The following is a 25,356-nucleotide window of genomic DNA, read 5'->3' on the forward strand; positions in this document are numbered from 1 at the left end:
TCCAACCCGCTCACAAAGGTTAGATTAGTATTTTCTCGTCAGGACTATCATGTCACTTAATTTTAGCCCCTGCAATATGCTACCGCATCCTCGAGTCGATCCACCGCCACCACCTCCATACCGGCAACACGTTGCTTCGGGTTGTTGGCCTTGGGAATGACTGCATGCGTAAAACCCAGCTTGGCCGCCTCTTTCAAGCGTTCCTGGCCGCGTTGTACCGGGCGAACCTCACCGGCCAAGCCAACTTCACCGAATACCACCAGCTTGGCCGGCAGCGGTTTGTTACGCAGGGATGAAACTATCGCCAGCAGCACCGCCAAGTCGGCTGCCGGCTCGGTAATCTTGACTCCGCCTACGGCATTAACGAACACATCCTGATCGAAGCAGGCGATGCCGGCATGGCGGTGCAATACGGCCAGCAGCATCGCCAGCCGGTTCTGTTCCAGCCCCACGGACAATCTTCTCGGATTGGGTGCATGCGCCTCATCCACCAGCGCCTGCACTTCCACCAGCAGCGGTCGAGTACCTTCCTGCGTCACCATCACGCACGAACCCGCCACCTCCTGACCGTGGTGTGAAAGGAATAGCGCCGAGGGGTTGCTCACCTCGCGCAGCCCCTTCTCGGTCATGGCGAACACACCTAACTCGTTGACTGCACCGAAGCGGTTCTTGAAAGCGCGGATCAGGCGAAAACTGGAATTACTGTCGCCCTCAAAATACAGCACCGTATCGACAATGTGTTCAAGCACGCGCGGCCCGGCCAAAGCGCCTTCCTTCGTCACGTGACCGACCAGGATCACGGTGATACCGGTCTGCTTCGCCAGGCGTGTCAGCTGCGCCGCACACTCGCGCACCTGCGCCACGCTGCCGGGAGCAGACTGCAGCGCCTCGGAATAAACGGTCTGGATCGAATCGATCACCGCCACATTAGGCTTCTGCGCCAGCAAGGTGGCACAGATCTTCTCCAGCTGAATTTCCGCCAGCAATTGCACCGGCCCCGCATCAAGCGCCAGCCTTTTGGCACGCAATGCAATCTGTTGCGCGGATTCTTCGCCGCTGACGTACAGCACCTTGTTGTTTGCGCCGAGATGACACAAGGCCTGCAGCAACAAAGTGGACTTACCGATACCCGGATCGCCGCCGATCAGCACCACCCCGCCCGGCACCATGCCGCCACCAAGCACGCGGTCGAATTCGGCGATGCCGGTGGTCTGGCGCGGCGTTTCCAGCGCCTCCACGTCGGACAAGCGCTGCAGCTGGCTGGGCTCGGCCAGCGCACTGTAGCGGTTGACGGTCGGCGCAGTCTCGGCAACAGTTTCCACCAGCGTGTTCCACGCCATGCAGTGCGGGCACTGGCCCTGCCACTTGGTTGCCTGCCCACCACATTCGGTGCAGCTGTATACGGATTTTTGTTTGGCCATGCTCAGATTTCCACCACAGGCACCCTGGCCGCCAGTGCGCACAACAATTCGTAGCTGATGGTACCTGCCGCTGCCGCGATCTCCTCCACCGGCAAACCCTTGCCCCACAAGGTCACTGGACTACCGATGCCGGCACCGGGAATGCCGCTTAGATCGACGCACAGCATGTCCATCGATACGCGGCCCAGGATGCGGCTGCGCTGGCCATTGACCAGCACCGGCGTTCCGGTCGGGGCATGGCGCGGATAACCATCGGCATAACCGCAAGCGACGATGCCGACGCGGGCAGGCTGCTCTGCACGGAAAGCGGCGCCATAACCGACCGCTTCCCCCACCTGTAGTTCCTGCACCCCGATAATGGCACTGGTCAGCGTCATCACCGGTTTGAGATCAAGGCTTGCCGCGCTTGCATCGGCAAAGGGTGACGAACCGTAAAGCATGATACCGGGTCGCACCCAGTCGCCATGGGCTTGCGGATAGCGCAGGATGGCAGCAGAATTGGCCAGGCTGCGCGGCGCGTCCAGACCCGCAGCGAGAGTGTCGAAACAAGCAAGTTGAGTTGCGATACCCTGCGCCTCGTCGGCACAGGAAAAATGGGTCATCAGCGTGATCCTGCCCACCGCGCGCGCGGCCTGAAGACGCTGCAGCGCAGCGCCAAAAGCCTCGGGCCTGAAGCCGAGCCGGTTCATGCCGCTGTTGAGCTTGAGAAACACATCAAGCTTGACCGGCAGTCCAGACATTTCGAGCATCTCGATCTGTTCCGGGCAATGGATGACGCTGGCCAGACGGTATTCCGCCAGGGTCGGCAGTTCGTCCACACTGAAAAAACCCTCCAGCAGCAGGATGGTCTGATTGAAGCCCGCCTCGCGCAGTGCCACGGCCTCTTCCACATTGAGTACAGCGTAACCATCGGCAGTATCCAACGCATGGGCCACCCGCAACATGCCATGGCCATAGCTGTTGGCTTTGATCACAGCCATAGTTCTGGATTGAGGTGCGTGACCACGAACAACGCCAAGATTATGCTTGAGTGCCGAGAGGTCGATTTGAGCTTGTAGCGGACGGGTCATAAATAAAGTCCTGAGTGCCGAGTGCTGAGTACTGAGCAAAGCAAGGTCCGAAAAACAAGAACTCGGCACTCAGGACTCAGCACTAATAACTCCCCCCATGAGCATAATTCTCAAATCGGGTGTATTCACCTAGGAAGGTCATGCGCACCGTGCCGATCGGGCCGTTACGCTGCTTGCCGATGATAATCTCGGCGATGCCTTTGTCTGGTGTGTCGGTGTTATAAACCTCATCACGGTAAATAAACAAAATGATATCAGCATCCTGCTCGATAGCACCTGATTCGCGCAGATCCGACATCACCGGACGTTTATTGGGGCGATTCTCCAGACTACGGTTGAGCTGGGAAAGGGCGATCACCGGCACATCTAATTCCTTGGCCAAAGACTTGAGGCCACGTGAAATTTCTGAAATTTCGGTGGCTCGATTTTCGTTGCCCCCACCCTTGCCGCTTCCGCTCATGAGTTGCAGGTAATCGATCACGATCAGGCCGAGTTTGCCGCATTGACGATGTAAACGACGCGCTCTCGCTCGCAAATCCATCGAAGTCAGCGCCGCACTCTCATCGATATAAATCGGGGCATCGTTCAGCTTGCCCACTGCATAAGTGAGTTTTTGCCAATCTTCGTCCAGCAAACGGCCAGTACGTATCCGATGTTGATCAAGACGACCAATCGAACCGATCATCCGCGTCACCAGTTGCGACCCGCCCATTTCCATACTGAAGACCGCGACCGGCATTCCGGTTTGTATCGCCACATTTTCCGCAATATTCAGAGAGAATGCGGTTTTGCCCATACTCGGCCGACCCGCGACGATAATCAAGTCACCCCCATGCAAGCCGGATGTTTTCTCATCGAGGTCAGAAAAACCGGTAGGTATTCCGGTGATATCACTCGCATTATCACGCTGAAAAAGCATGTCGATGCGTTCTACAACCTGGGTCAATAACGGCTGAATCTCGACAAAACCTTGCTTGCCCTTCGAGCCCGCCTCGGCAATCTCGAACACTTTCGCTTCAGCCTCATCCAGCAATTGTGCCATCGAGCGACCGGCGGGACTAAGCGCATCCTCGGCAATGCCGCTGCCGACTTCGACCAGTTTTCTGAGTACCGCACGCTCCCGAACAATCTCCGCATAGCGGCGGATATTGGCTGCGCTCGGCGTATTCTGCGCCAGCGCCCCCAGATAGGCCAAACCGCCCGCATCGACCAGCTTGGCGCTGTTCTCCAGCGATTCCGCGATAGTGATAACGTCCGCCGGCTTGTTGTGTTCCACCAGCTTGCTGATATGGCGGTAAATCAGGCGGTGGTCGTGGCGATAAAAATCCCCTTCGGTGACCAGGTCGGCAATCTTTTCCCACGCGCTGTTGTCGAGCAACAGGCCGCCCAGCACGGACTGCTCTGCCTCAACAGAATGGGGCGGCAGCTTCAGATTATCCAGCTCTTGATCATTCATCAGGATTTATATGGGGAGAGGCAAATATAGGGGATAAAAACATGTTGAAAGTATACCCAAATAAGCTCTAAACAGACACAAACAAAAAGGGGCTGCAAGCAGCCCCTTTTTGCCGGAACAACCTTAATCTCAGCTTTCGCCAAGCACGGTAACCGTGATGTTGGCAACCGCATCGTGATGCAGCGCAACAACAATCGGGTAATCGCCGATTTGCTTGAGGTGGCCAGTAGGCATGCGAATATCCGCCTTGGCAACTTCAAAACCCATGGCATTCAGTGCGTCAGCAATGTCGGTGTTGGTAACGGAACCGAACAGCCTACCATCCACACCCGCTTTCTGGGAAAGTTTGACCAGCTGACCTTCCAGTTTCTCGGCACGGGCCGTTGCATCGGCCAGAATCGCAGCTTGCTGCTTTTCCAGTTCGGCGCGACGGACTTCAAACTCGGCCTTGTCTTTTCCGTAGCACGCTTGGCCTTGCCCTGCGGGATCAGGAAATTGCGGCCGTAGCCGTCCTTGACTTTGACGATGTCGCCCAGTTGACCGAGGTTGACTACCTTTTCCAATAAAATTAATTGCATCTGGTGTCTCCTTAGTGCTGGTCAGTGTAGGGGATCAGGGCCAGGAAGCGGGCGCGCTTGATTGCCGTGCCCAGCTGGCGCTGGTAGCGGGTTTTCGTACCGGTAATACGGCACGGGATGATCTTGCCGTTTTCCGCGATGAAATCCTTCAGGATTTCGGTATCCTTGTAATCGACTTCCTTGATACCTTCAGCGGTGAATTTGCAAAATTTGCGGCGCTTGAACATGCCGCCCCGATTGCTCGGCCGGGTCGGTTTTTTCGTAGTAGGACGTGGCATTTTTAACCTTTCTCAATCAATTCTATTCTATTCAAGTGCAACACCAGTTGCTGACTGTGCTGGCTCTTGCGTGCCAGGAAACCCGCTGCCTTGATACTGTCGCCAGCTTTCCAGCCAGCAACGATCTGAGCGGGATCACCCATCGCGATCGCGGGTATTTCACATTCAACTTTGCGCTTGAACCCTGCCTCGATCTGCTCTGAAACATGGCCTATTCTGAAGGCCATCAGGGGCAAACCGGCTGGGGTATAACGCAAGGCATCCATCTCGGCGATCCGGCCAGTCAGGACAACCTGGTTGCAATTCACTTAGGCAGCAGCTTCCTGGGTAGCGGGCGCCTCGACCGGGGTTTCCACGGCTACAGGGGCTACAGGAGTTTCCGTGAAGCGGGCCCGGTCTTCCCTCATCATCGGCGAAGGCGTAGTTACTGCTTCCTTCACTTTGATAGTCAGGTGGCGCAGAACCGCATCGTTGAACTTGAATGCATGATCGAGTTCGTCCAGAGTTTCCTGGTCACACTCGATGTTCATCAGCACATAGTGTGCCTTGTGCATCTTCTGGATCGGGTAGGCCATCTGGCGACGACCCCAGTCTTCGAGACGATGGATCTGGCCGCTCTTGGCGGTAATCAGGGCGCGGTAGCGCTCGATCATGGCGGGCACTTGCTCGCTCTGATCGGGGTGAACGATGAAAACTATTTCGTAATGTCGCATGCATGCTCCTTATGGATATTAAGCCTCCCGCCATGCGGGACGGTGAGGCAAGGTGGAAAAGCCGAACAGTTTAATGAAAATCGGCTGAAAAATCAAATACGATTGCGCTGACGTCGCGTTTCATACAGGCAAATACCGCTGGCGACGGAAACGTTCAGACTTTCCACGCTGCCGAACATCGGGATGCGGATCAGCTGGTCACAGGTTTCACGGGTAAGACGGCGCAGGCCTTCGCCCTCGGCGCCCAGCACCCAGGCGGTCGGGCCTTCGAGCTTGGCGGAGAAAAGATCAGACTCGGCCTCGCCTGCTGCACCAACTACCCACACGCCGGCCTCCTTGATTTCGCGCAGGCTACGGGCGAGATTGGTGACGGTGACGAAAGGCACAGTTTCGGCCGCACCGCTGGCGACTTTGCGCACCGTGGCGTTGAGCCCGGCAGCGCGGTCTTTCGGAACGACCACGGCATGCGCACCCATCGCGTCCGCCACACGCAGGCATGCCCCCAAGTTGTGCGGGTCCTGCACACCATCCAGCACCAGCAATAGCGCCGGTTCTTTTAAATTCTCCAGCACATCGAACACGTCGTGGTATTCCCGCGCCGCTACGACCTTAGCCACTACGCCTTGGTGCTTGTCGTTGCCGGCCATGCCGTCAAGACGGTGACGTTCCATGAAGATGACACGCACGCCCTGCTCCTCGGCCAGTTGCAGCAGGTCGCGGGCACGTGGGTCCTGCCGCTCCCGGTGCAGGTAGACTTCAGTTACGCTTTTTGCATCTTGCCGGATGCGGCTGACAACGGCATGAAAGCCGTAAATAAAATTGTCGGCCATTTAATGCGTGGGCTTCCGTTTGCGGCGGGGTTTCTTGCCACTTTCCTCCACCTTGGGGGCTACCCCCCTGCCGCCTTCTTTTTCCCGTGTTCCTTTAGCCGCACGCGTAGCAGCGCGCGGCTTGCCGCCCGCCGTTTCCCTGGACGTATGCTGCCTGCCCGATAACGACCCTTTGACGACAGGCTCCGCCATGACGAAGTCGATCTTGATGGTTTCGAGATCGACCCGCGCCACCTTGACCTTCAGCCGATCGCCCAGCCGGAAGCGCTGTCCGGTTCGCTCGCCCAGCAACTGGTGCTTGGCGGCATCGAAATGGAAATAATCGCTGCCCAGCTCGGTGATATGCACTAGGCCTTCGACATAGATATTGTCGAGCGCGACGAACACGCCAAAGCCGGTGACGCTGGCGACGGTACCGTCGAAAGTCTCGCCCACCTTGTCCTGCATGTAGAAGCACTTGAGCCAGTCGTTGACGTCGCGCGTCGCCTCATCGGCACGACGTTCGGTCTGGGAACAGTGGATGCCCAGTTCCGCCCATTTACCCGGCTTGTATTTATCGCCATTCAGCACGGCCTTGATGGCACGGTGCACCAGCAAGTCCGGATAGCGGCGAATAGGCGAAGTGAAATGGGTGTAGGACTCGTAGGCCAGGCCGAAATGGCCGACGTTGTCCGGGCTGTAGACCGCCTGCCGCAACGAGCGCAGCATGACCGTTTGCAGCAACTGCTCGTCCGGCCGCCCTTTGACCTTGGACAGCAGCTTGGCGTAGTCCTTGGCGTGGGGATCGTCGCCGCCGGCCAGAGGCAAGCCGAACTCCTTGAGAAATTCGCGCAGCCCTTCGAGCTTCTCCGGGGTCGGACCCTCGTGGATGCGGTACAGGGTCGGGTGCTCGTTCTTCTGCAGGAAATCCGATGCGCACACGTTGGCCGCCAGCATACATTCCTCGATCACGCGGTGGGCATCGTTGCGATGCACCGGCACAATGCGCTCGATCTTACCCTGATCGTTGAAAATCATCTGGGTTTCGATAGTCTCGAAATCGATCGCGCCGCGTTTCCCGCGCGCCTTGAGCAGCACCTTGAACAGCTTGTGCAACTCCTGGACATGCGGCAACTGGTCCTTGTGTTCATTGGCTTCTTTGCCCTTGGGGTCGGCCAGCATCGCCGCTACCGTGGTGTAGGTAAAGCGCTGGTGCGAGTTCATCACCGCTGGGTAGAACTTGTATTTCTTGATATCACCGTTGCCGCTGATGTCCATCTCGCACACCATGCACAGCCGTTCGACGTGGGGGTTGAGAGAACACAGGCCGTTGGACAATTCCTCCGGCAACATCGGGATAACACGACGCGGAAAGTACACCGAGTTGCCACGATCGAACGCTTCCAGATCGAGCGCGTCCTTGGGCTGAACGTAATGACTGACGTCGGCGATCGCCACGTACAGCTTCCAGCCGCCCTTGCTGAGTATCTTCCAGCCCTTGTCCAGCGGACGGCAGAACACGGCATCGTCGAAATCGCGGGCGGTCTCGCCGTCGATGGTGACCAGCGGCAACTCGCGCAGATCCTCGCGCCCTGCCATGTCTTTTTTCAACACTTTCGGCGAGAATTTCTTCGCCAGATTTTCCACCTCGGGCGGAAACACATGCGGCAAATCGTGCTTGCGCAGTGCGATTTCAATTTCCATGCCGGGGTCGGTGTAATTACCGAGGATCTCTACCACTGTCCCGACTGGCTTGGCGTGCTTGCTTGGCTGTTCGATGATTTCTATCATCACCACCTGGCCGGGCTGGGCGCCCATGTCGCCACCGGGCGGAATCAGGAAGTCCTGGCTGATGCGTTTGTTTTCAGCCACCGCCCGAAGGATGCCATGCTCGTTGAAGAGGCGACCCACAATGCGCGTATTAACCCGCTCCAACACCTCGACGATGCTGCCTTCGGGACGACCGCGCCGGTCTTCGCCGATCATCCGCGCCATCACGCGGTCGCCGTGCAATACCTTCTGCATCTGGCTCGGGCCCAGGAACAAATCCTCTCCGCCATCATCAGGCACCAGGAAGCCGAAGCCGTCCTTGTGTCCCTGCACCTTGCCCTTGATCAAGTCCAGCTTGTCCACCACGCAAACTTCATGTTTGCGGTTGCGCATGATCTGGCCATCCCGCTCCATTGCTCTGAGACGACGGCTGAATACATCCACCTCGTCTTCCTGAATTTCCAGGATCTTGGCCAGTTTATTCTCTGCAACAGGAACACCCTGCTCGGTAAGAAGCTGCAATATATATTCCCGACTCGGCAATGGATGCTCGTACTGAGCACGTTCACGCTCGAGGAAGGGGTCTTTGGATCTAATTTTCTTCGTTGACAAAATATCTCTTTCCTATTAAAGTTCGGCCTTCTTGATTTGCCCAGATGGCGGAATTGGTAGACGCGCACGGTTCAGGTCCGTGTGCCGCAAGGTGTGGAGGTTCGAGTCCTCTTCTGGGCACCAAATATAAAAAGGCAGGTTCTTCGGAACCTGCCTTTTTTATTTTACTCAAACGGGTGACGCAACACGATCGTTTCATCACGATCTGGTCCGGTCGAAATAATATCGATCGGCACACCGCATAGCTCTTCCATACGCTTGAGGTAATTCTTCGCCGCCACTGGCAGCCCGTCGTAGCTCTTTACACCCACAGTGCTGTCTTTCCAGCCCGGCATCTCTTCGTAAATCGGTTCACATTTGGCCAGCATTTCAGCGCCTGACGGCAGAATGTCGATTGTTGCGCCATCCACCTTGTATCCAGTACACAGACGCACAACTTCCATGCCATCCATGACATCGAGCTTGGTCACACACAGACCTGTCACACCGTTGATCTGAATCGAGCGCTTGAGCGCAGCCGCATCAAACCAGCCGCAGCGACGCGCACGACCCGTGGTTGACCCGAACTCGTTGCCACGATCAGCCAGGCCTTTGCCAACCGGGTCAAGCATGTCTACTGCGTCATACAGTTCGGTTGGGAATGGCCCTGCACCTACACGGGTAGTATAAGCCTTGGTGATTCCTAACACGTAATGCAGCATCTGTGGTCCCACACCACTACCCGTGGCGGCATTGGAGGCGATGCAATTGGAAGAAGTCACGAATGGATAAGTGCCATGATCGATATCCAGCAATGCCCCCTGCGCGCCTTCAAACAGCAAATTGCTGCCACCCTTGAAAGCCTCGAACAGCAAGCGCGGCACGTCGGCCACCATCGGCTTGATGCGCTCCGCAACGATCAAGGTCTCATCCAGAGTTTTCTGAAAATCCACCGTGTCGGCATGAAAGTAGTTTTTCAGCACGAAGTTGTGATAGTCGAGAATCTCCCCCAGCTTGGCCGCCAGACGCTCGCGGTGGAACATGTCCTGGATGCGGATGCCGCGACGCGACACCTTGTCCTCGTAGGCCGGTCCGATACCGCGGCCAGTGGTGCCGATCTTGCCGGCGCCCTTGGCGATCTCGCGGGCCTGATCCAGCGCAACGTGATGGGGCATGATCACCGGGCAGGCATCTGAGATTTTCAGCCGGTTACTCACCGCTACGCCGGCGGCCTCCAGCATGTCCAACTCTTCCAGCAGCGCCTGGGGTGACACCACCACGCCGTTGCCGATGTAGCACTGCACCTTTTCGCGCAAGATGCCGGAAGGAATCAGATGCAACACCGTTTTCTTGCCGTCGATCACCAGAGTGTGGCCCGCATTGTGACCGCCCTGAAAGCGCACAACGCCTTGAGCGTGGTCGGTCAACCAGTCGACAATCTTGCCCTTGCCTTCATCTCCCCACTGGGTGCCAATTACTACTACATTCTTTGCCATGCTGATTCTATCCTTCAACGAATTTTTATTTAAACTTTGACGACGGCCCAGCCAACTTCACCCTGCACCAGAACGCGATCGTAATTCAACTCTTCCCTGCTTATCTCGTGCCCAGGCAAATCCACCACCACTACTTCACCCTGAACGCGCAAAAGGGTGATTTTATCCTGTAACTCGGGGTCCTGAACATAGGGTGCAAGAATCGCCTTGGGCAACGGTGGCGTAGACTGTGCGCCGAGCACGGCTCGCAAATCCATGCTAAAGCCGGTTGCCGGGCGGGAGCGGCCGAAAGTCTTGCCCACCTTGTCGTAGCGTCCGCCCAGAGCAACTGCATTGGCCCAGCCAGAGGCATATGCAGCGAACACCACCCCGCTGTGATAATGGTAACCACGCAACTCTGCCAGGTCGAAACAGAGTTGGTGGACACCATCCTGTACCTGACTACCGATGGTGCGAAGATCATCCAGCGCCTTGCCGATTTCCGGGTAGTCGGGCAAGTGCCGCTGCGCGGCGGCCAGAGTCTCGACGCCGCCATACAGTTGGGGAAGAACCCGCAGTGCCTCCCTGGAAACCTCATCGAGTGAGGCGGTCAGCTCGGCGAGTCCGGGTATGTCCTTGCCCTGCATGGCCTGGAACAACTCCAACTCCAGCTCTGGTGAAACCGATGCGTGCTCGACCAGACTATGAAAAATTGCCACATGCCCGAGATCAAGCTGCACTGATCCGACCCCTGCAAGTTGCAGTGATTTGATCATCAGCAACTGGATTTCCACATCGCTTTCGATTCCGCCGTGGCCGAACAATTCAGCGCCGATCTGCAACGGTTCGCGAGTCTGCATCTGACCATCCGGCATTGCGTGCAGCACACTGCCGGCATAGCACAGCCTGACCACACCCTGGCGGTTCAACAGGTGTGAATCGATCCGTGCAGCTTGCGGCGTGATGTCGGCGCGCAACCCCATCAGATGGCCGGAAAGCTGGTCCACTACTTTGAAAGTCTTGAGGTCCATGTCTCGACCCGTGCCGGAAAGCAGGGAAGGCAGGTATTCCAGCAGAGGCGGAACCACAAGCTGGTAGCCGCAGCCATAAAACCAATCGAGTAACTGCCGCCGTACCCGTTCAAAACGCAACGCCTGGGCCGGCAGCATGTCCTCAATATATTCGGGAAGTAACCAGTTATGCATGATCAATTTATCAGATATAGCAGCAGCAAGCCGCCCAACATCGAAGTCAATCCAACGAAGCGCAACTGTCCGTCGGACATTTCAGTCATTTTACGAAAAGTTTCACGCCAAACGGCAGGCGCCAAAAAAGGCAAAATCCCTTCCAACACAAGCATCAGCGCCAATGCGGCAAGCAGACTGGTTTTCACGGATTATGCCGAATCGGGCGCTTTATTTGCCTGGCGACTTCAAGTATTTAAAGAACTCCGAACTGGGGTCCAGCACCATCACGTCGCTCTTGTTCTTGAAAGTCTGCCGGTAAGCTTCCATGCTTCGGTAGAAAGCATAGAACTCAGGATTACGACCGAAGGCTTCGGCATAGATCGCAGCAGCCTTAGCATCACCTTCACCTTTGGTACGCTGCGCATCACGATAAGCCTCGGCAAGAATGATCTCGCGCTGACGATCAGCATCGGCACGGATTTTCTCCGCTTCGCCGGCACCGGTGGAACGCAATTCGTTAGCCACCCGTTTACGCTCGGCTTCCATGCGCTGGTACACCGACTCGCTCACTTCCTGTGGCAAATCTACCCGTTTAATCCTCACGTCTAGCACTTGAACACCAATTGTGCGCGCATCGGCATCGGCCTTTTGACGCAAGATCTCCATGATCTGGTCGCGCTGCCCGGAAACCACGTCATGCACAGTGCGCTTACCAAATTCGGCACGCAGACCATCATTGATGGTCTGCGACAGGCGCAAGTGGGCACGCGTCTCGTCACCGCCAACGCTGACGTAGTACTGCTTGACGTCAACGACGCGCCATTTGACAAAAGAATCCACCAGCACGTTTTTCTTTTCCGAAGTAATGAAGCGCTCCGGCTCAGCCGAGGTCAAGGTGAGCACACGGGTATCGAAAATACGCACATTTTGCAGCAGCGGCACCTTGAAATAAAGGCCGGGATCTTTTTTTACAGAGATCACTTCACCCAACTGAAAAACAATCGCATTTTGGCGCTGATCGACGGTAAACATGGTCAGGCTGAGCAAAATAAAGATTGCGATCAGTCCGGTCATGATGGCATTAAGATGTTTCATGGACGCACCTCCCGTTCACGACTGCGGAAGGCTTCGCGCGAGCGAGCCGTACTTTCCGCCGGGACTGTTGCATCAGACGTCTTTGCCGGAGGGGAATCAGCCAGGAATGTCGAGCTAGCTCCTGCGCTCTGGATCAGTTTGTCCAGCGGGAGATAGAGCAGGCTGTTGCCGCCCTTCTGGTCTACCAGCACTTTGCTGGAATTGCTCATCATCTGCTGGACCGTGTCCAGGTACATACGGTCGCGTGTCACTTTCGGCGCCTTGCTGTATTCCACCAGAATCTGCTTAAAGCGGCTGGCGTCACCCTCGGCGTTTGCAATCACGCGCTGCTTGTAACCTAGCGACTCTTCCAGTAGGCGCGAGGCAGCGCCACGAGCTCGCGGAATCACATCGTTGGCGTAGGCCTGGCCTTCGTTCTTGGCACGTTCCTTGTCCTGCCCTGCCTTCACAGCATCGTCGAACGCTGCTTGCACCTGCTCCGGCGGCTGAGCGTTCTGCATCGTCACCTTGCTGATGCTGATACCGGTCCTGTAGCGATCAAGGATCTCCTGCATCAACTTGGCGGCGCGCGTCGCGATCTCTGCACGTCCTTCATATAAAACAAAATCCATTTTACTCTTACCCACTATTTCGCGAATTGCCGTTTCCGCTGCCTGGTGCACCGCATCGTCAGGATGTCGGTTGTTGAACAGGTATTCTTCCGGACTTTTCAAGATGTACTGCACAGCAAACTGAATGTCGATGATGTTCTCATCGTCAGTCAGCATCAGCGACTCTTTCAGTATCTTGCTCTTGACGTTGGCGCGATACCCTACTTCCACCGTGCGTACCTGCTGCATATTCACCACTTCGGCGGCCTCGATCGGATAGGGAAAATGCCAGCGAGGACCTGGTTGCGTGGTTTCGACAAACTTGCCAAAACGCAGCACCACACCGCGCTCACCCGCATTGACGATATAAAATCCGCTGCCCAGCCAGATCAGTATCACCAGAACCGGGATCAGCCCCAAGCCGGCAGCCATCTTGCCGTTCGACATAGGGCTGCCACCGGTTGGACCACCACTACCGCCCTTGCCACCAAACAGAGCATTCAGCTTCTGGTTGAAGCGGCGCCATACCTCATCGAGGTCAGGTGGTCCGCCACTATTTTTCTTGCCCCAATCGGGATCATTCCATGCCATATTTATTTTTCCAAAACCTGATTAATTAAGGTTAAATCCAGTATCTACTGAGGCCTGAACCACTGCACGTACAGCTTCAGCCTGGTGCTGACGACTGTATTCTGCCAACGCCTCTCTCAGCAAATCAAAACCCTCGCCAGTGCGCGCACTGACCCAAATACGACTAATTCTACCATACTCATCCCGCTCGACGCCGGGCGCCAAGCCATTGACATCGATTTTATTCAGCACCATCAGCTGCGGGATGTGATCTGCACCGATCTCCGCCAGGACCTTGTTCACCTCTTCGATTTGCTGATCGCGGCCGGGGCTGGAAGCATCCACTACATGAAGCAGCAGATCAGCCGCCACAGCCTCTTCCAGGGTGGCACGAAAAGCCGCCACCAGGGTATGGGGCAAATGCTTGATGAAGCCGACCGTGTCGGACAGCACCACAGATCCGCCATCGGCGACAAAAAACTTGCGGCTGGTGGTATCAAGGGTAGCGAACAACTGATCCGCCACGTAGGCCTTGGCATGAGTGAGGCGATTGAATAAAGTGGATTTCCCGGCATTGGTATAACCAACGATGGACACCGACAGCACGTTGGCACGAACCCTGGCACGGCGCTGCACGCAGCGCTGGCGGCCCAACTTGGCAAGTTTTTCCTTGAGCAGCTTAACCCGCTTGCCAAGCAGGCGGCGATCCGTTTCGAGCTGAGTCTCGCCCGGCCCGCGCAGTCCGATACCCCCCTTTTGACGCTCCAGATGGGTCCAGCCGCGCACCAGTCTTGTAGCCAAATGCTCCAACTGCGCCAGTTCCACTTGCAATTTACCTTCGTGGCTTTGGGCGCGCTGCGCGAAAATATCGAGAATCAGGCTGGTGCGGTCGATCACCCGGCAGTTCATCCGCTGTTCCAGATTACGCTGCTGCGCAGGGGAAAGTTCGTGGTTGAAAATCACCAGATTGGCTTCATTGGCAATCACCGACTCGCCGATCTCATCCGCCTTGCCGGAGCCGGCAAACAGCGCTGCGTCTGGCCTGGAGCGCTTTCCCCGGACAATGCCCAGAATCCCCACACCCGCACTTTCAGTGAGGCGCTGGAGTTCCTCCAGGCTTTCCTCATAATCCGTGTCACCAAAATCCAGGCTGACCAATACGGCAGCGTCACCGCTACCCGGGCGTTCAATCATTAAACGTTTTAGTCCTCGGCGGGAAGATCAAAGGACATGTTCACGGGACGCACAGGCACTACCGTGGAAATCGCGTGTTTATAGACCATCTGGGTAATGGTGTTTTTCAGCAGCACGACGTACTGGTCGAATGATTCGATCTGGCCCTGAAGCTTGATACCGTTTACCAAATAAATGGAAACGGGTACATGCTCTTTACGCAAGGCATTTAAAAACGGGTCTTGTAATAGCTGCCCTTTCGCGCTCATGATTTCTCCAGTTCGTAGTTATGGTTAGTTTTGGATGGCTACTTTACTTGATTTTTCAAAAGGCTGCCAGCAGCAGCCACTATATATCACTATATGGGAAAATCAGCGCATTTCAAGATGGCGACCCTATTTATATCTCGGGGCGGCCAAAATAATACCCCTGCCCCCAGTCCACCCCCATCTCGCGCAGCATGTCTACCGTTTCACGATCTTCGATACATTCTGCAATAGTGGTGATATTCAATTTCTTCGATAATACGATTATGCTTTCCACCATCGCGCGCACCCGCTCGTTGCTGGCCATGTTGCGCACCATCCAGCCTTCGATCTTAAGGAAGCTGACCGGCAGTTCCGCCAGGTAGAGAAAAGAAGAGTAGCCGCTACCGAAATCATCGAGTGCCAGGCGGAAGCCGAAATCCAGCAGAGGCTGCAAATCAAATCGTATGCGTTCGAAATCCGTCAGCAACTGGCGCTCGGTAATCTCGAACACCACCGGTTTGTATTTGGGAAAATCGATATCGCAGGTGGAACAAAACTGCATGGCCCCGCCCAGAAGTTCATCCACATAATCCTTGCGCGCAAGGAACTGGGGCGAGAGGTTGATGAAATGAGCAAAGCCGGGGTCGTGACCGTCCGTCAGGTTGACCGCGCAACGATTCATAGCGTGGCGGGTAATGCTGCGATCCACCTCGTGGATAAGGTTGATCCCTTCCGCCGCCTCGATGAATTCGCCGGCGCCAATAACGGAACCATCGGGCATGTGCATGCGTGCCAGCGCTTCATCTGCCACCGGCTTGCGGGTATTCAGGTCCACCATGACCTGATAGGCGGCGACGATCCGCTCCTCCTTAAGTGCGCGCTGCAGCATGCCGGCGCGCCACAATGTGCCCGAACCGGCAGAATCCCTGGCAACCACGCAATCACGGCCCTTGCGCTTGGCCTCGTAGAGACAGCTGTCCGATTCGGACAGCGCCTGAGAGATATCCTCGTCCCCTGCCTGACACACGCCAATGCCGAAGCTGGCGGTAATTTCCAGACTACCGTGGCCGGTCTTCAGCGGATGAGCCTTGATCGCCAGGCGGACCCGTTCCGCCGCCGCAATGGCATCGGCACGGTCGGAATCATGCAGGAACAGAATAAATTCTTCTCCACCCCACCGTGCCAGCCAGTCCCCCTCGCGTAACGCCTGACGCATGATGAGCGAAACTTGCTGCAGCACTTCATCTCCTACACCATGCCCATAGTGGTCATTGATCAGCTTGAAGCGATCCAGATCACCAGTGGCGACGGAAAATCCGATGCCATCGCGCTTGGCTCGGGCGATCTCCTCGTCGAAACGCAGTTCCGCGGCACGCCGGTTTGGCAATCCAGTGAGTTCATCGGTGAGCGCCTGCGTTTCCAACTTCTGTCGCTGCTTGAGCTGCAGCAACATCTGGCTGAACCAGGCCGCAAGCAGTTCCATGAACGCCTCGTCACCCTGGGTAAATTTCCCCTCTGCCAACGGCTTCTTCCGCAAGAAAACCAAGGTTCCATAGAATTGCTCCTCGACCCAAAGCGGGATACCGGCGTAGGCATGGATGCCAAAACTGACTACCACCTTCGCCAACTCCGGCCTTTCACTTGTATTCAAGTCTGCGATGAAGAGGCCACGATTCTCATCGGCGGCACGCTGGCACAGCATATCCAGTGGACAGACCTCCTCTGCCTTGAAAAGGCCCAGCGTGTCCACCAAATACGCCGGCATGAAATGATCGCCGACTTTCTCGCTCAGCAATGCCGCATCCATATCCAGAGTATCCATTCCCAGCCGGAGCATCAGCCTGACCTTCTCGCCTTCAGAACGGGTGCGGCTGGTGGCGATTTGCCACAGTACCTGCAGGCGCGTTGACTGGTCCTTTACCGTCATCAACAGCCGTTCCCGATCGCTCACATCGATCGCCAGGCCATGACGGATAACCTCCCCAGTGTCGTCTGCCTGCTCGAATTCAGCGAGAGAAAGCCAAAGTGTCCGGCCCTTGTGATTTACGAACTTCTGAACCAGCTGCACTACTTCGCTGACTTTCAGTTCCCGGACACCTCCGGGAGGCGTCCCATGTTCCGCCAGAAGATTGTTCCAGGAACGGCCCACCACCTCGCCTTCTTCCATGCCCAGAATTTCGAGGAATGACCGGTCGGCCGCCACGACCACATGATCCCGGGCACGCACCGCGTAGGTGCCCGCATGAGCCGCAGTCAACAGCAATTTTTCACGGTTCTGCGCTAAATCCTCCAGCCTCTGCTGAGGGTCGGACAGGTTTGAACGCAAATTGTCGATCTCGCTTACCTCGCTACGATGAGGAACACCCTGGCGCTGGGGTGCGCAAGGGAAGGCGCTTTTCTGAAGTTACCGGAGTCTGGAAAGTTTTCACTGAATGCGGTTACTCTTCAGGCCAGTAGTCGGTCGCTATACCATCACCCAGATCAGCTTCGATCAGGCGGCGCCGCACTTCGAGCAATCGGCTGATCAGTTTTGGCTCACTCTTTTCGTATCCTTCAGGATCAGCGACACGGTTAACCACTACGCCGAGCAGCTCGGTGATCGCGTTGCCGATCGAATTCTGGCTGATAGTAACGATCAACTTGCCTTCGTCATTACGATAAATGAGTTGCTTGAACGCAGGCTGCCAGCGTATGGCATTAGCGTATTTTGCATCGACAATGCAGTTGTCGCGCACCTTCTTTGCTGTTTTCAGGAAATCATTGTTAAACAGCAGTACGCTTTCAACTTCATCCGGGTAATAGGCATCACTTGGGGGAGGTGCATTACGAGTGGAGACCTGCGAGAAGAAGGTGCGATAGAAGTCGATAAAACCCTTCAGCACCTCATCGTATTCTTTCCAGAAGCGCACATCTTTCAGCGCCGCCGCGCCACCCTGAATCTCCCAGCTGGGCAGACCCTGCGGGTAGCCCGTCAGTGCGATGCATGCATCCGCTTCGCTGGCGGGCTTGAGAATTTCCAGCTCCAGCGCCTTGTCGAAAAATTCGCGGTAAACATCCCGCATATAGGCCTGAAACAGGCTGTGCTGGCCACCATCGGTTAAATTGGGGTTTTTCAGATCAGCCAGTTTGGCGTTGCGCAGTTCGTCCTTGGGAAAAACAATGAAGTGATTGTGCAACATGCGGATACTCGGCACCCCTGGCGAGGTCAGCGGCCAGGTAGCATCCAGGCTCGCCTCGCCCGCCAGAATCAACGCCTCATCCGGATCGGGGTATTGCTCCAGCATGTAGTCGATGATGATCTGGTTCATCCGGTTCCACACATGCTTCACATTATCCGGAACCTGAGTGCGACGGACCGGGCGCCCCAACGGATTGAGGATGCATTGCGAAGTATTGTAGATAATCGAGGCATCGAACTCGTTGCTGTGACCCAAAGCCTTGCGATACAGCAACAGGTTTTCATCGTTCATCAACAATCCATTGTTGTGCATCAGATCGTTGAGATTTTCAGTACTGTTGAAAAATTCGTTGTGCTTCATCCCCTCCGGCACTTCAAGAGGAATGGGGCGGAAAGGAGTGGTAATTTCGCGGGGGCCGGATTGCGTCATGCTGGTTCCAGTACTAGGTTCCGTTAGGGGTGAAGGGTGAGGGGTGAGGGGAAAAAGCGGAGTTGGCGCGGATTTTGACTTTCCGCCTCACTCCTCACCCCTAACGCCTCACACGTTATTAACCATACAGCTTACGGCCACGCCGGCGCTGGCGGTGGGCGCGTTTTTCATCAGCTTCGGTCTTGGGTGCAGGCACCCTGTCAGCGAAGGGATTATGCCCCTGCTTGAACTGCACCCTGAGCGGTGTGCCCGTCAGCTCGAACGCCTGGCGGAAAGTGCTTTCCAGATAGCGCTTGTAGCTGGCCGACAGACTCGACAACGAGGTGCCGTGAATAATCACCAGCGGCGGATTGGATCCGCCCTGATGAGCGTAGCGCAGCTTGGGACGGAACGGGCCGGACTTGGGCGGCTGGTGCTGGGTGGTTGCCTCCATCAGGATACGGGTCAACCTCGGCGTTGGCATCTTGATCATGGCCGACGCATAGGCACCGTCGATGGATTTGAACAGGCCTCCCACGCCGCTTCCCTGCAGGGCAGAAATATAGTGGAACTTGGCGAAATCCAGAAACTGCAACTTGCGTGCAATATCGCTCTTGACCACTTCGCGCCGGTCAGCGGAAAGATCGTCCCACTTGTTCACTGCCACCACCAGGGCGCGACCACTTTCCAGAATGAAGCCGGCAATATGGGCATCCTGCTCGGACACGTCCTGACGGGCATCCAGCACCAGCACCACCACGTTAGCATCTTCCACTGCCTGCAGGGTTTTCACCACGGAAAACTTCTCGATCGCCTCGAACACCTTGCCGCGCTTGCGGATACCGGCGGTATCGATCAGGGTGTAATACTTGCTATCGCGCTCGAAATCAATGTAGATACTGTCGCGCGTCGTACCCGGCTGGTCGAAGGCGATGACCCGTTCCTCACCAAGCAGGCTGTTGACCAGCGTGGACTTGCCCACGTTAGGGCGGCCGACGATGGCAATCTTGGGGTGATCGTCCTCCTCCTCGTCAACTTCATCCAGCGGGAAGCTCTCCAGCGCCAGTTCCACCAGGTCATGGACGCCTTCGCCATGCGCACCCGAAATCACCAGCGGGTCGCCCAGACCGAGTTCGTAGAATTCGGCAGCAACCACATCGCGTCGCATGCCCTCTGCCTTGTTCACCGCCAGAAATAAGGGGCGTCCCATTTTCCGCAGCTGGTCGGCGATGATCTTGTCCTGGGCGGCCAAGCCCTGGCGCGCATCGACCAGGAACACGATAGCATCGGCCTCAGCCACCGCCTGCAGGGTCTGCCGCGCCATTTCGTGAAGAATACCGTCCTTCGCCACCGGCTCGAAACCACCGGTATCCACCACCAGATAGGGCCTGTCTCCCACTCGACCATGGCCGTAATGGCGGTCGCGCGTCAACCCCGGCAGGTCCGCAACGAGCGCGTCGCGGCTTCGGGTTAGCCGGTTGAATAAAGTGGATTTGCCGACGTTGGGACGGCCGACCAGTACGAGTGTGGGTTTCATGAGTTCGGTTAGGCGTTAGGGGTTAGAGGTGAGGAGAAAAAACGGCGACGGTGCGGATTCTGATTTTTCGCCTCACGCCTCACCTCTCACCCCTCACGATTTATTAAGTTTATTGCACTGTTAACGCGTACAGCCCGCCATTGCGAGTTTGCACCAGGAAACCCTTGTTCAGCGCTACGGGAGGCGCGCCGATCTGGCTGCCATCGGTGGCAATGCGTGCTGCGAAGCTGCCATCTTCCCGTGACAGCAGATGAACATAACCCTGTACATCGGCCACCGCGATATAGCGTCCAAGAGCCAGTGGCGCAGTAACTTGGCGGGCTAGCAACTTATCCTGCTTCCACAGGCTCGCACCGCTGTTCTTGTCGAGAGCATGGATTGCACCTCGGGTATCGCTGACGTAAACGGTGCGATCATCCATCGCCAGACCGGCAGAACTGGAGACATCACGCGCCCAGAGCAGGTTGCCGCTGGCAATATCGAAGCAGGCTGTACGTCCTTGATAAGCAGTGGCGCAGATCATTCGACCATCCACCACCGGCAGGCTGCTGACATCGGTCACACGCTCCAGCTCGGTGGTTCCACGCGGAAGAGCCACGGTCGCTTCCCAACCCATATTGCCGGTCGCCAGGTTGAGCGCCACCAGCTTGCCACCGGCAAAACCGGCGAACACCGCACCGTGCGCCACTACCACGCCGGCATTGCTGCGCAGGGAGAGCGCCGGCATGGCACGCTGGTATATCCACTTGCGCTTGCCATCCCTGGCATCCAGTCCGAAAATACGGCCGTCGCCGGTGCGTACTACCACGATATCGTTGGCCACCTGCGGTGCACTCAAGATTTCGCTCGAAAGACGTGCCTGCCACAGTGGCTGCCCCTTGGTGTCAAAGGCCATCACCTCGCCCTTGGCGGTTCCCACCGCCACCAGAGCGCTGTCTGCACCGACGCCGCCGGAAATTTTGCGCCCGGAATCAATAATCCACTGCTGCTTGCCGGTATCCGCACTGAAACGGGAAATCTTTCCCTCCAGGCCCACCGCGTAAATACCATCACTCACCACAGCGGGAAACAGCACCGTATCCCCGGCCCCTCCGACACGCTCCTGCCAACTCGACTTGAGTTCCGCAGTAGGTTTGAATTCGACCAGCGCCGCCGGCTTCTCACCAGTATCCTTGCCGCCCCAAAGACCAAAGCCGGTGGAAACCTTCTCCCCCATGCCACTGCAACCCGCCAGCTGGAAAATTGTCGCCAGAAGCAACAGCCATCTTATTGGCACATTGTGCATCATCCGCGTTCTCCCAGACCATCAAGCTTCATTTCCACGACCTGGCGATAAGCGCTTTTTTCATCCATTTTTTCCAGTGCGGCCTTGTAGGCCACACGGGCATCCGCCATCTTGCCCTGAGCCGTCAGCAGGTCTCCCTTAAGATCCGAAAACAAGCCATCAAACGCCTTTTCATGCGACGCTTCCAGGGTTTTCATGGCTTCCTCGTAATTTTTTTCATCCAGCAGGATACCAGCCAGACGCAACCGGGCGATGTCGCGCGCGCCATCTTCCTTGGCATGTTCGACCACCCATTGCAGCTGTGCCTTTGCGCTCTTGGCATCGCCCGATTCGTAATTAACCCCCGCCGCAAGCAGCGCAGCTCGCGAGGCGTAAGGGGTGCCCGGATATTTTTCGATAAGCTGGCCAGCCGCATCACGAATACGCTTGATATCCTTGCTCTGCACCCCATTTTGCACCGCTTCGTACGCCAGTGCAGCCTGGCGCTGTTGGCTATGCTGGTAGGCACGCCAACCCTGCATGCCAGCCACCACCGCAGCAAACACTGCGACCGCCAGCATCACTGTCGTCCCGTTTTTTTTCCACCAGGCTTTCAGCTCGTCTACTTTTTCCTGTTCTTCAAGATCGTAAGCCATGTTTTTCCCCGATTAAATTAAATTTAGCGCTATCCAGCATTGATCAGACTCGCCGCTGCATTCACCGTCATCCGCATCTGCTCTCCCAGCTCGCGCAGAGGCTTGAGAGTGACTTCTCCTGCCCCCGCCTCATCGTCACCGATGATCAGCGCGTAGCGCGCGCCACTGGAATCCGCCTTTTTCATTTGCGACTTGAAACTGCCGCCACCACAATGCAGGAGCACGTGCAAGCCCTGGTCGCGCAGTTGTTCAGCCGCCGCCATGGCAAATTTATTTGCCGCATCTCCCTGATGCACCAGATAAACATCGGTGGCGACCCGCGGCGCCTGAAATGCGTTCTCCTCGAGCAGTGCCAGCAGCCTCTCCACACCCATGGCAAAACCGCAAGCCGGCGCCGGTTTGCCGCCGATCTGCTCGATCAGGCCGTCATATCGACCTCCAGCGCACACCGTACCCTGTGCACCGAGCTGGGTGGTTACCCATTCGAACACGGTAAAGTTGTAATAATCCAGACCACGCACCAGACGCGGGTTGATCTGATATTCGATACCGGCAGCACGCAGCATCACCTGTAAATCCTCAAAATGCTTGAGCGACGCTTCGTCAAGATCATCCAGCAGCTTCGGTGCCGCCTCGATCAGTTCCTGCAGAGACGGATTCTTGCTGTCGAGTACCCGTAGCGGATTGGTTTGCAGGCGCCGGCGCGAATCTTCGTCGAGCATGTCGACGTGCTGCCCAAGATAGTGCACCAGGCGGGAACGGTGACGAATGCGATCCGCACTGCTGCCCAACGTATTGATCTGCAATGCAATATCATTGAGGCCAAGTCGCTTCCACAACCGTGCCGTCATGATGATGTGTTCGGCATCCATGTCCGGCCCTGCGTAACCGAGCGACTCCACCCCGACCTGATGAAACTGGCGGTAGCGCCCTTTCTGCGGGCGCTCGTGGCGGAACATCGGCCCGGTGTAATAAAGGCGCTGCGGCGCATTGTACAGCAGGTTGTGCTGGATCACAGCGCGCACGCAGGAGGCGGTACCTTCCGGGCGCAGCGTCAGACTGTCGCCGTTGAGGGCATCGACGAAGGTGTACATTTCCTTCTCGACGATATCCGTAACTTCCCCGATGGCGCGCTTGAACAGCGCAGTCTGCTCGACAATCGGCATGCGGATGCCGCGGTAACCATAGCTGCGCAGCCAGTCCTCCACGGTGTCCTCGAAAAAGGTCCAGAGATCGGCATGTTCCGGCAGAATATCGTTCATCCCGCGTATGGCTTGAATTGGGCTCATTACTTTTGTGACTCTTGTTTCATCCGGGCAATACGTTCGCGAACCTGTCGTTCCAGCTGATCCACGATCTCATTTTCCGTTACTTTGTAGGCAGGTTTGCCATCTACATAAAGTAAATTGGGAGAACCCCCGGCGATACCGAAATTTGCCTCGCGCGCCTCGCCCGGCCCGTTCACCACACAGCCCATCACCGCCACATCCATGTGCTCAAGCACATCCTCAAGACGCGCTTCCAGTGCGTTGACCGTCTTGATCACGTCGAACTCCTGTCGCGAGCAACTCGGGCAGGCAATGATGTTGATCCCTTTGCTGCGGATATGCAGGCTCTTCAGAATATCGAATCCGACCTTGACCTCTTCCACCGGATCGGCCGCCAACGAAACCCTGATGGTGTCGCCGATGCCGGCGGCCAGCAACATGCCGAGGCCAATCGCCGACTTGACGCTGCCGGAACGCAGTCCCCCCGCTTCGGTAATACCGAGGTGCAACGGTTGTTCGATCTGGGCGGCGAGTATCTTGTACGCCTCTACCGTGGTAAACACGTCGGAGGCCTTGAGGCTCACCTTGAAATCCGGGAAATTCAGACGGTCAAGGATCTCGATGTGGCGCATCGCCGATTCCACCAAAGCTTCGGGAGTGGGCTCGCCGTATTTCTTTTGCAAATCCTTTTCCAGCGAACCGGCGTTGACACCGATGCGGATCGAAATGCCGTGGTCTTTCGCCGACTGCACCACCGCCTGTACGCGATCCTCGCGCCCGATGTTGCCGGGATTGATGCGCAAACAGTCAGCACCCAGTTCGGCGACGCGCAGAGCGATTTTGTAATCGAAATGGATGTCGGTAATCAAGGGCACCTGTGATCGTTTTTTGATCTCGCCAAAGGCTTCCGCCGCCTCCATGCTGGGAACGGAAACCCGTACGATATCCACACCCGCCCTCGCTGCGCGATCGATCTGGGCAAGCGTCGCCTCGACGTCACATGTTTCGGTGTTGGTCATGGTTTGCACGCTGATCGGTGCATCGCCGCCAACGGCGACTGAACCGACCATGATTTTCCGGCTCTTGCGGCGGGGTATTTCAGGTTTAAACATGGTTTACTCGATGGTCAGTCGCGCCACATCCACCTTGATATGGGGCGCAAGGTCAATCGGCTTGTCGTTGTAAGTCAACCGAACGTGGGCGGCATTGCCAATCACCAGTGAAAACGGCGGGTTGCCGCGCACCAACTGCTGGCTGCCTTTCGAGTTCAACTGATAAAAAATCACCTTGCCGCCTTTATCTTTCACTTCGACCCAGGCATCGCCATCGAACACAAACTGCAGACGCTGGCCACCGACCTCCGCCGGGGAAGGAGCAGAGGAAACTGGAGCCTCTGCAGTAGCCGGAGCAACCGCTACGGTTGCAGTTTCAGGCGCAGTTGCAGGAACCGTTTCGACAGCTTGATTCGTGACGGGCGCGGTCTGAACCGGGGCTACAGCCTGCGGCAACGACAGAACCATCGTCGTTTCTCCAGCGGACTTCACTGGCGTATTCTGGGACGAGGATTGCACCAGAAACAACTCGTACACCCCCCAGGACAAAGCCAGCACGACCACACCGATGATTGCAGCATATTTTGACCATGGCTTGCCGGAATGGTCGCCAAACGGCATCAGCCTGCGCTTGCCGCCAAATTCGATCCGGCTCGTCGGCACCTCAATTGACTGGGCTTGAAGCGGCTCAGGCTGACACAGTGCCAGCAACGCTTCGGGATCGATTTGCAGCAACTTGGCATAATTACGCAGAAAGCCACGCAGGAATGTTTCACCTGGCAGACTGGCGTGGTCGTCTGTTTCCAGCGCCTCGATCTGGCGTGGCGAAAGTCTGAGTTGACGCGACACTTCAGCCACGCTCAAGCCAAGCCGCTCGCGTGATTCTGCAAGCATTTTGCCCGCACTCGGCCTGACCTCTACCTGCTGCTCAGCAGGATTAACCTCAAATTCTTCAGTCACTCAATACC

General features: G+C 56.7%; 23 protein-coding genes, 1 tRNA gene and 1 pseudogene. 1 reads left to right on the plus strand and 24 read right to left on the minus strand.

Translation table 11 applies throughout. From position 1 onward, the window contains the following. Nucleotides 1-62: 62 nt before the first annotated feature. The 9 genes and pseudogenes from radA to rnr form a co-directional block, all read right to left on the minus strand. Complete coding sequence (gene radA, locus SCD_RS08840; protein ID WP_009204789.1) at nt 63-1,421, minus strand: DNA repair protein RadA; 1,359 nt, start codon at nt 1,419-1,421, stop codon at nt 63-65. Between the two features lie 2 nt (nt 1,422-1,423). Next, nucleotides 1,424-2,491: an alanine racemase gene (alr, locus tag SCD_RS08845; protein WP_023506917.1), complete on the minus strand. Its 1,068-nt coding sequence runs from the start codon at nt 2,489-2,491 to the stop codon at nt 1,424-1,426. An 82-nt stretch (nt 2,492-2,573) separates the two neighbouring features. Continuing rightward, nucleotides 2,574-3,947 (minus strand): replicative DNA helicase, encoded by a 1,374-nt coding sequence (dnaB, locus tag SCD_RS08850; RefSeq protein ID WP_009204791.1) that lies wholly within the window; start codon nt 3,945-3,947, stop codon nt 2,574-2,576. A gap of 129 nt (nt 3,948-4,076) precedes the next feature. After that, a pseudogene (gene rplI, locus SCD_RS16130) lies at nt 4,077-4,525 on the minus strand (50S ribosomal protein L9). A gap of 11 nt (nt 4,526-4,536) precedes the next feature. Beyond that, nucleotides 4,537-4,803 carry a 30S ribosomal protein S18 gene (rpsR, locus tag SCD_RS08860; RefSeq protein ID WP_009204794.1) on the minus strand — a complete coding sequence of 89 codons (267 nt, stop codon included), beginning with the start codon at nt 4,801-4,803 and terminating at the stop codon, nt 4,537-4,539. 2 nt (nt 4,804-4,805) lie between these two features. Beyond that, on the minus strand, nt 4,806-5,111 hold the full coding sequence (gene priB / locus SCD_RS08865; protein WP_009204795.1) for a primosomal replication protein N: 306 nt from the start codon (nt 5,109-5,111) through the stop codon (nt 4,806-4,808). Next, on the minus strand, nt 5,112-5,516 hold the full coding sequence (rpsF, locus tag SCD_RS08870; protein ID WP_009204796.1) for a 30S ribosomal protein S6: 405 nt from the start codon (nt 5,514-5,516) through the stop codon (nt 5,112-5,114). Nucleotides 5,517-5,608: 92 nt separating this feature from the next. Beyond that, nucleotides 5,609-6,346, minus strand: a complete 738-nt coding sequence (rlmB, locus tag SCD_RS08875; RefSeq protein ID WP_009204797.1) for a 23S rRNA (guanosine(2251)-2'-O)-methyltransferase RlmB — start codon at nt 6,344-6,346, stop codon at nt 5,609-5,611. After that, the gene (rnr, locus tag SCD_RS08880) at nt 6,347-8,707 is read right to left on the minus strand and encodes a ribonuclease R (protein ID WP_023506918.1); all 2,361 of its coding nucleotides are present in this window, start codon (nt 8,705-8,707) and stop codon (nt 6,347-6,349) included. It abuts the gene before it with no gap. Between the two features lie 38 nt (nt 8,708-8,745). Here rnr and SCD_RS08885 point away from each other — a divergent pair. Next, nucleotides 8,746-8,830: transfer RNA gene (locus tag SCD_RS08885), tRNA-Leu, on the plus strand. Between the two features lie 41 nt (nt 8,831-8,871). Here the strand turns inward: SCD_RS08885 and SCD_RS08890 are convergent. From SCD_RS08890 to SCD_RS08960, 15 genes are all read right to left on the minus strand, one after another. After that, nucleotides 8,872-10,182: an adenylosuccinate synthase gene (locus tag SCD_RS08890; protein ID WP_009204799.1), complete on the minus strand. Its 1,311-nt coding sequence runs from the start codon at nt 10,180-10,182 to the stop codon at nt 8,872-8,874. 29 nt (nt 10,183-10,211) lie between these two features. Beyond that, on the minus strand, nt 10,212-11,366 hold the full coding sequence (locus tag SCD_RS08895; protein WP_009204800.1) for an ATP phosphoribosyltransferase regulatory subunit: 1,155 nt from the start codon (nt 11,364-11,366) through the stop codon (nt 10,212-10,214). A 2-nt stretch (nt 11,367-11,368) separates the two neighbouring features. Next, nucleotides 11,369-11,554, minus strand: coding sequence for a DUF2065 domain-containing protein (locus SCD_RS08900; protein ID WP_023506919.1), 186 nt, complete (start codon nt 11,552-11,554; stop codon nt 11,369-11,371). 22 nt (nt 11,555-11,576) lie between these two features. After that, nucleotides 11,577-12,443 (minus strand): protease modulator HflC, encoded by an 867-nt coding sequence (gene hflC / locus SCD_RS08905; RefSeq protein WP_009204801.1) that lies wholly within the window; start codon nt 12,441-12,443, stop codon nt 11,577-11,579. Then, nucleotides 12,440-13,624 carry an FtsH protease activity modulator HflK gene (hflK, locus tag SCD_RS08910; protein ID WP_009204802.1) on the minus strand — a complete coding sequence of 395 codons (1,185 nt, stop codon included), beginning with the start codon at nt 13,622-13,624 and terminating at the stop codon, nt 12,440-12,442. The genes hflC and hflK overlap by 4 nt, the downstream gene beginning before the upstream one ends. A 21-nt stretch (nt 13,625-13,645) precedes the next feature. Beyond that, complete coding sequence (gene hflX / locus SCD_RS08915; RefSeq protein ID WP_009204803.1) at nt 13,646-14,797, minus strand: ribosome rescue GTPase HflX; 1,152 nt, start codon at nt 14,795-14,797, stop codon at nt 13,646-13,648. 8 nt (nt 14,798-14,805) lie between these two features. Continuing rightward, the gene (hfq, locus tag SCD_RS08920; protein WP_009204804.1) at nt 14,806-15,045 is read right to left on the minus strand and encodes an RNA chaperone Hfq; all 240 of its coding nucleotides are present in this window, start codon (nt 15,043-15,045) and stop codon (nt 14,806-14,808) included. Nucleotides 15,046-15,175: 130 nt separating this feature from the next. After that, on the minus strand, nt 15,176-17,350 hold the full coding sequence (locus tag SCD_RS15690) for an EAL domain-containing protein (RefSeq protein WP_009204805.1): 2,175 nt from the start codon (nt 17,348-17,350) through the stop codon (nt 15,176-15,178). Between the two features lie 112 nt (nt 17,351-17,462). Next, on the minus strand, nt 17,463-18,632 hold the full coding sequence (locus SCD_RS08930; protein ID WP_009204806.1) for a hypothetical protein: 1,170 nt from the start codon (nt 18,630-18,632) through the stop codon (nt 17,463-17,465). 118 nt (nt 18,633-18,750) lie between these two features. Next, on the minus strand, nt 18,751-20,148 hold the full coding sequence (der, locus tag SCD_RS08935) for a ribosome biogenesis GTPase Der (RefSeq protein ID WP_009204807.1): 1,398 nt from the start codon (nt 20,146-20,148) through the stop codon (nt 18,751-18,753). A gap of 109 nt (nt 20,149-20,257) precedes the next feature. Next, nucleotides 20,258-21,436: an outer membrane protein assembly factor BamB gene (gene bamB / locus SCD_RS08940; RefSeq protein WP_009204808.1), complete on the minus strand. Its 1,179-nt coding sequence runs from the start codon at nt 21,434-21,436 to the stop codon at nt 20,258-20,260. Further along, nucleotides 21,433-22,068, minus strand: a complete 636-nt coding sequence (locus SCD_RS08945) for a YfgM family protein (RefSeq protein ID WP_009204809.1) — start codon at nt 22,066-22,068, stop codon at nt 21,433-21,435. The genes bamB and SCD_RS08945 overlap by 4 nt, the downstream gene beginning before the upstream one ends. 29 nt (nt 22,069-22,097) lie before the next feature. Continuing rightward, complete coding sequence (gene hisS / locus SCD_RS08950; RefSeq protein ID WP_009204810.1) at nt 22,098-23,357, minus strand: histidine--tRNA ligase; 1,260 nt, start codon at nt 23,355-23,357, stop codon at nt 22,098-22,100. Beyond that, the gene (ispG, locus tag SCD_RS08955) at nt 23,357-24,448 is read right to left on the minus strand and encodes a flavodoxin-dependent (E)-4-hydroxy-3-methylbut-2-enyl-diphosphate synthase (RefSeq protein ID WP_009204811.1); all 1,092 of its coding nucleotides are present in this window, start codon (nt 24,446-24,448) and stop codon (nt 23,357-23,359) included. The genes hisS and ispG overlap by 1 nt, the downstream gene beginning before the upstream one ends. 3 nt (nt 24,449-24,451) lie before the next feature. Then, nucleotides 24,452-25,348 carry a RodZ domain-containing protein gene (locus SCD_RS08960; RefSeq protein WP_009204812.1) on the minus strand — a complete coding sequence of 299 codons (897 nt, stop codon included), beginning with the start codon at nt 25,346-25,348 and terminating at the stop codon, nt 24,452-24,454. Between the last annotated feature and the right edge of the window lie 8 nt (nt 25,349-25,356).

Origin of the sequence: Sulfuricella denitrificans skB26, assembly GCF_000297055.2 — a bacterium.
GTDB lineage: Bacteria > Pseudomonadota > Gammaproteobacteria > Burkholderiales > Sulfuricellaceae > Sulfuricella > Sulfuricella denitrificans.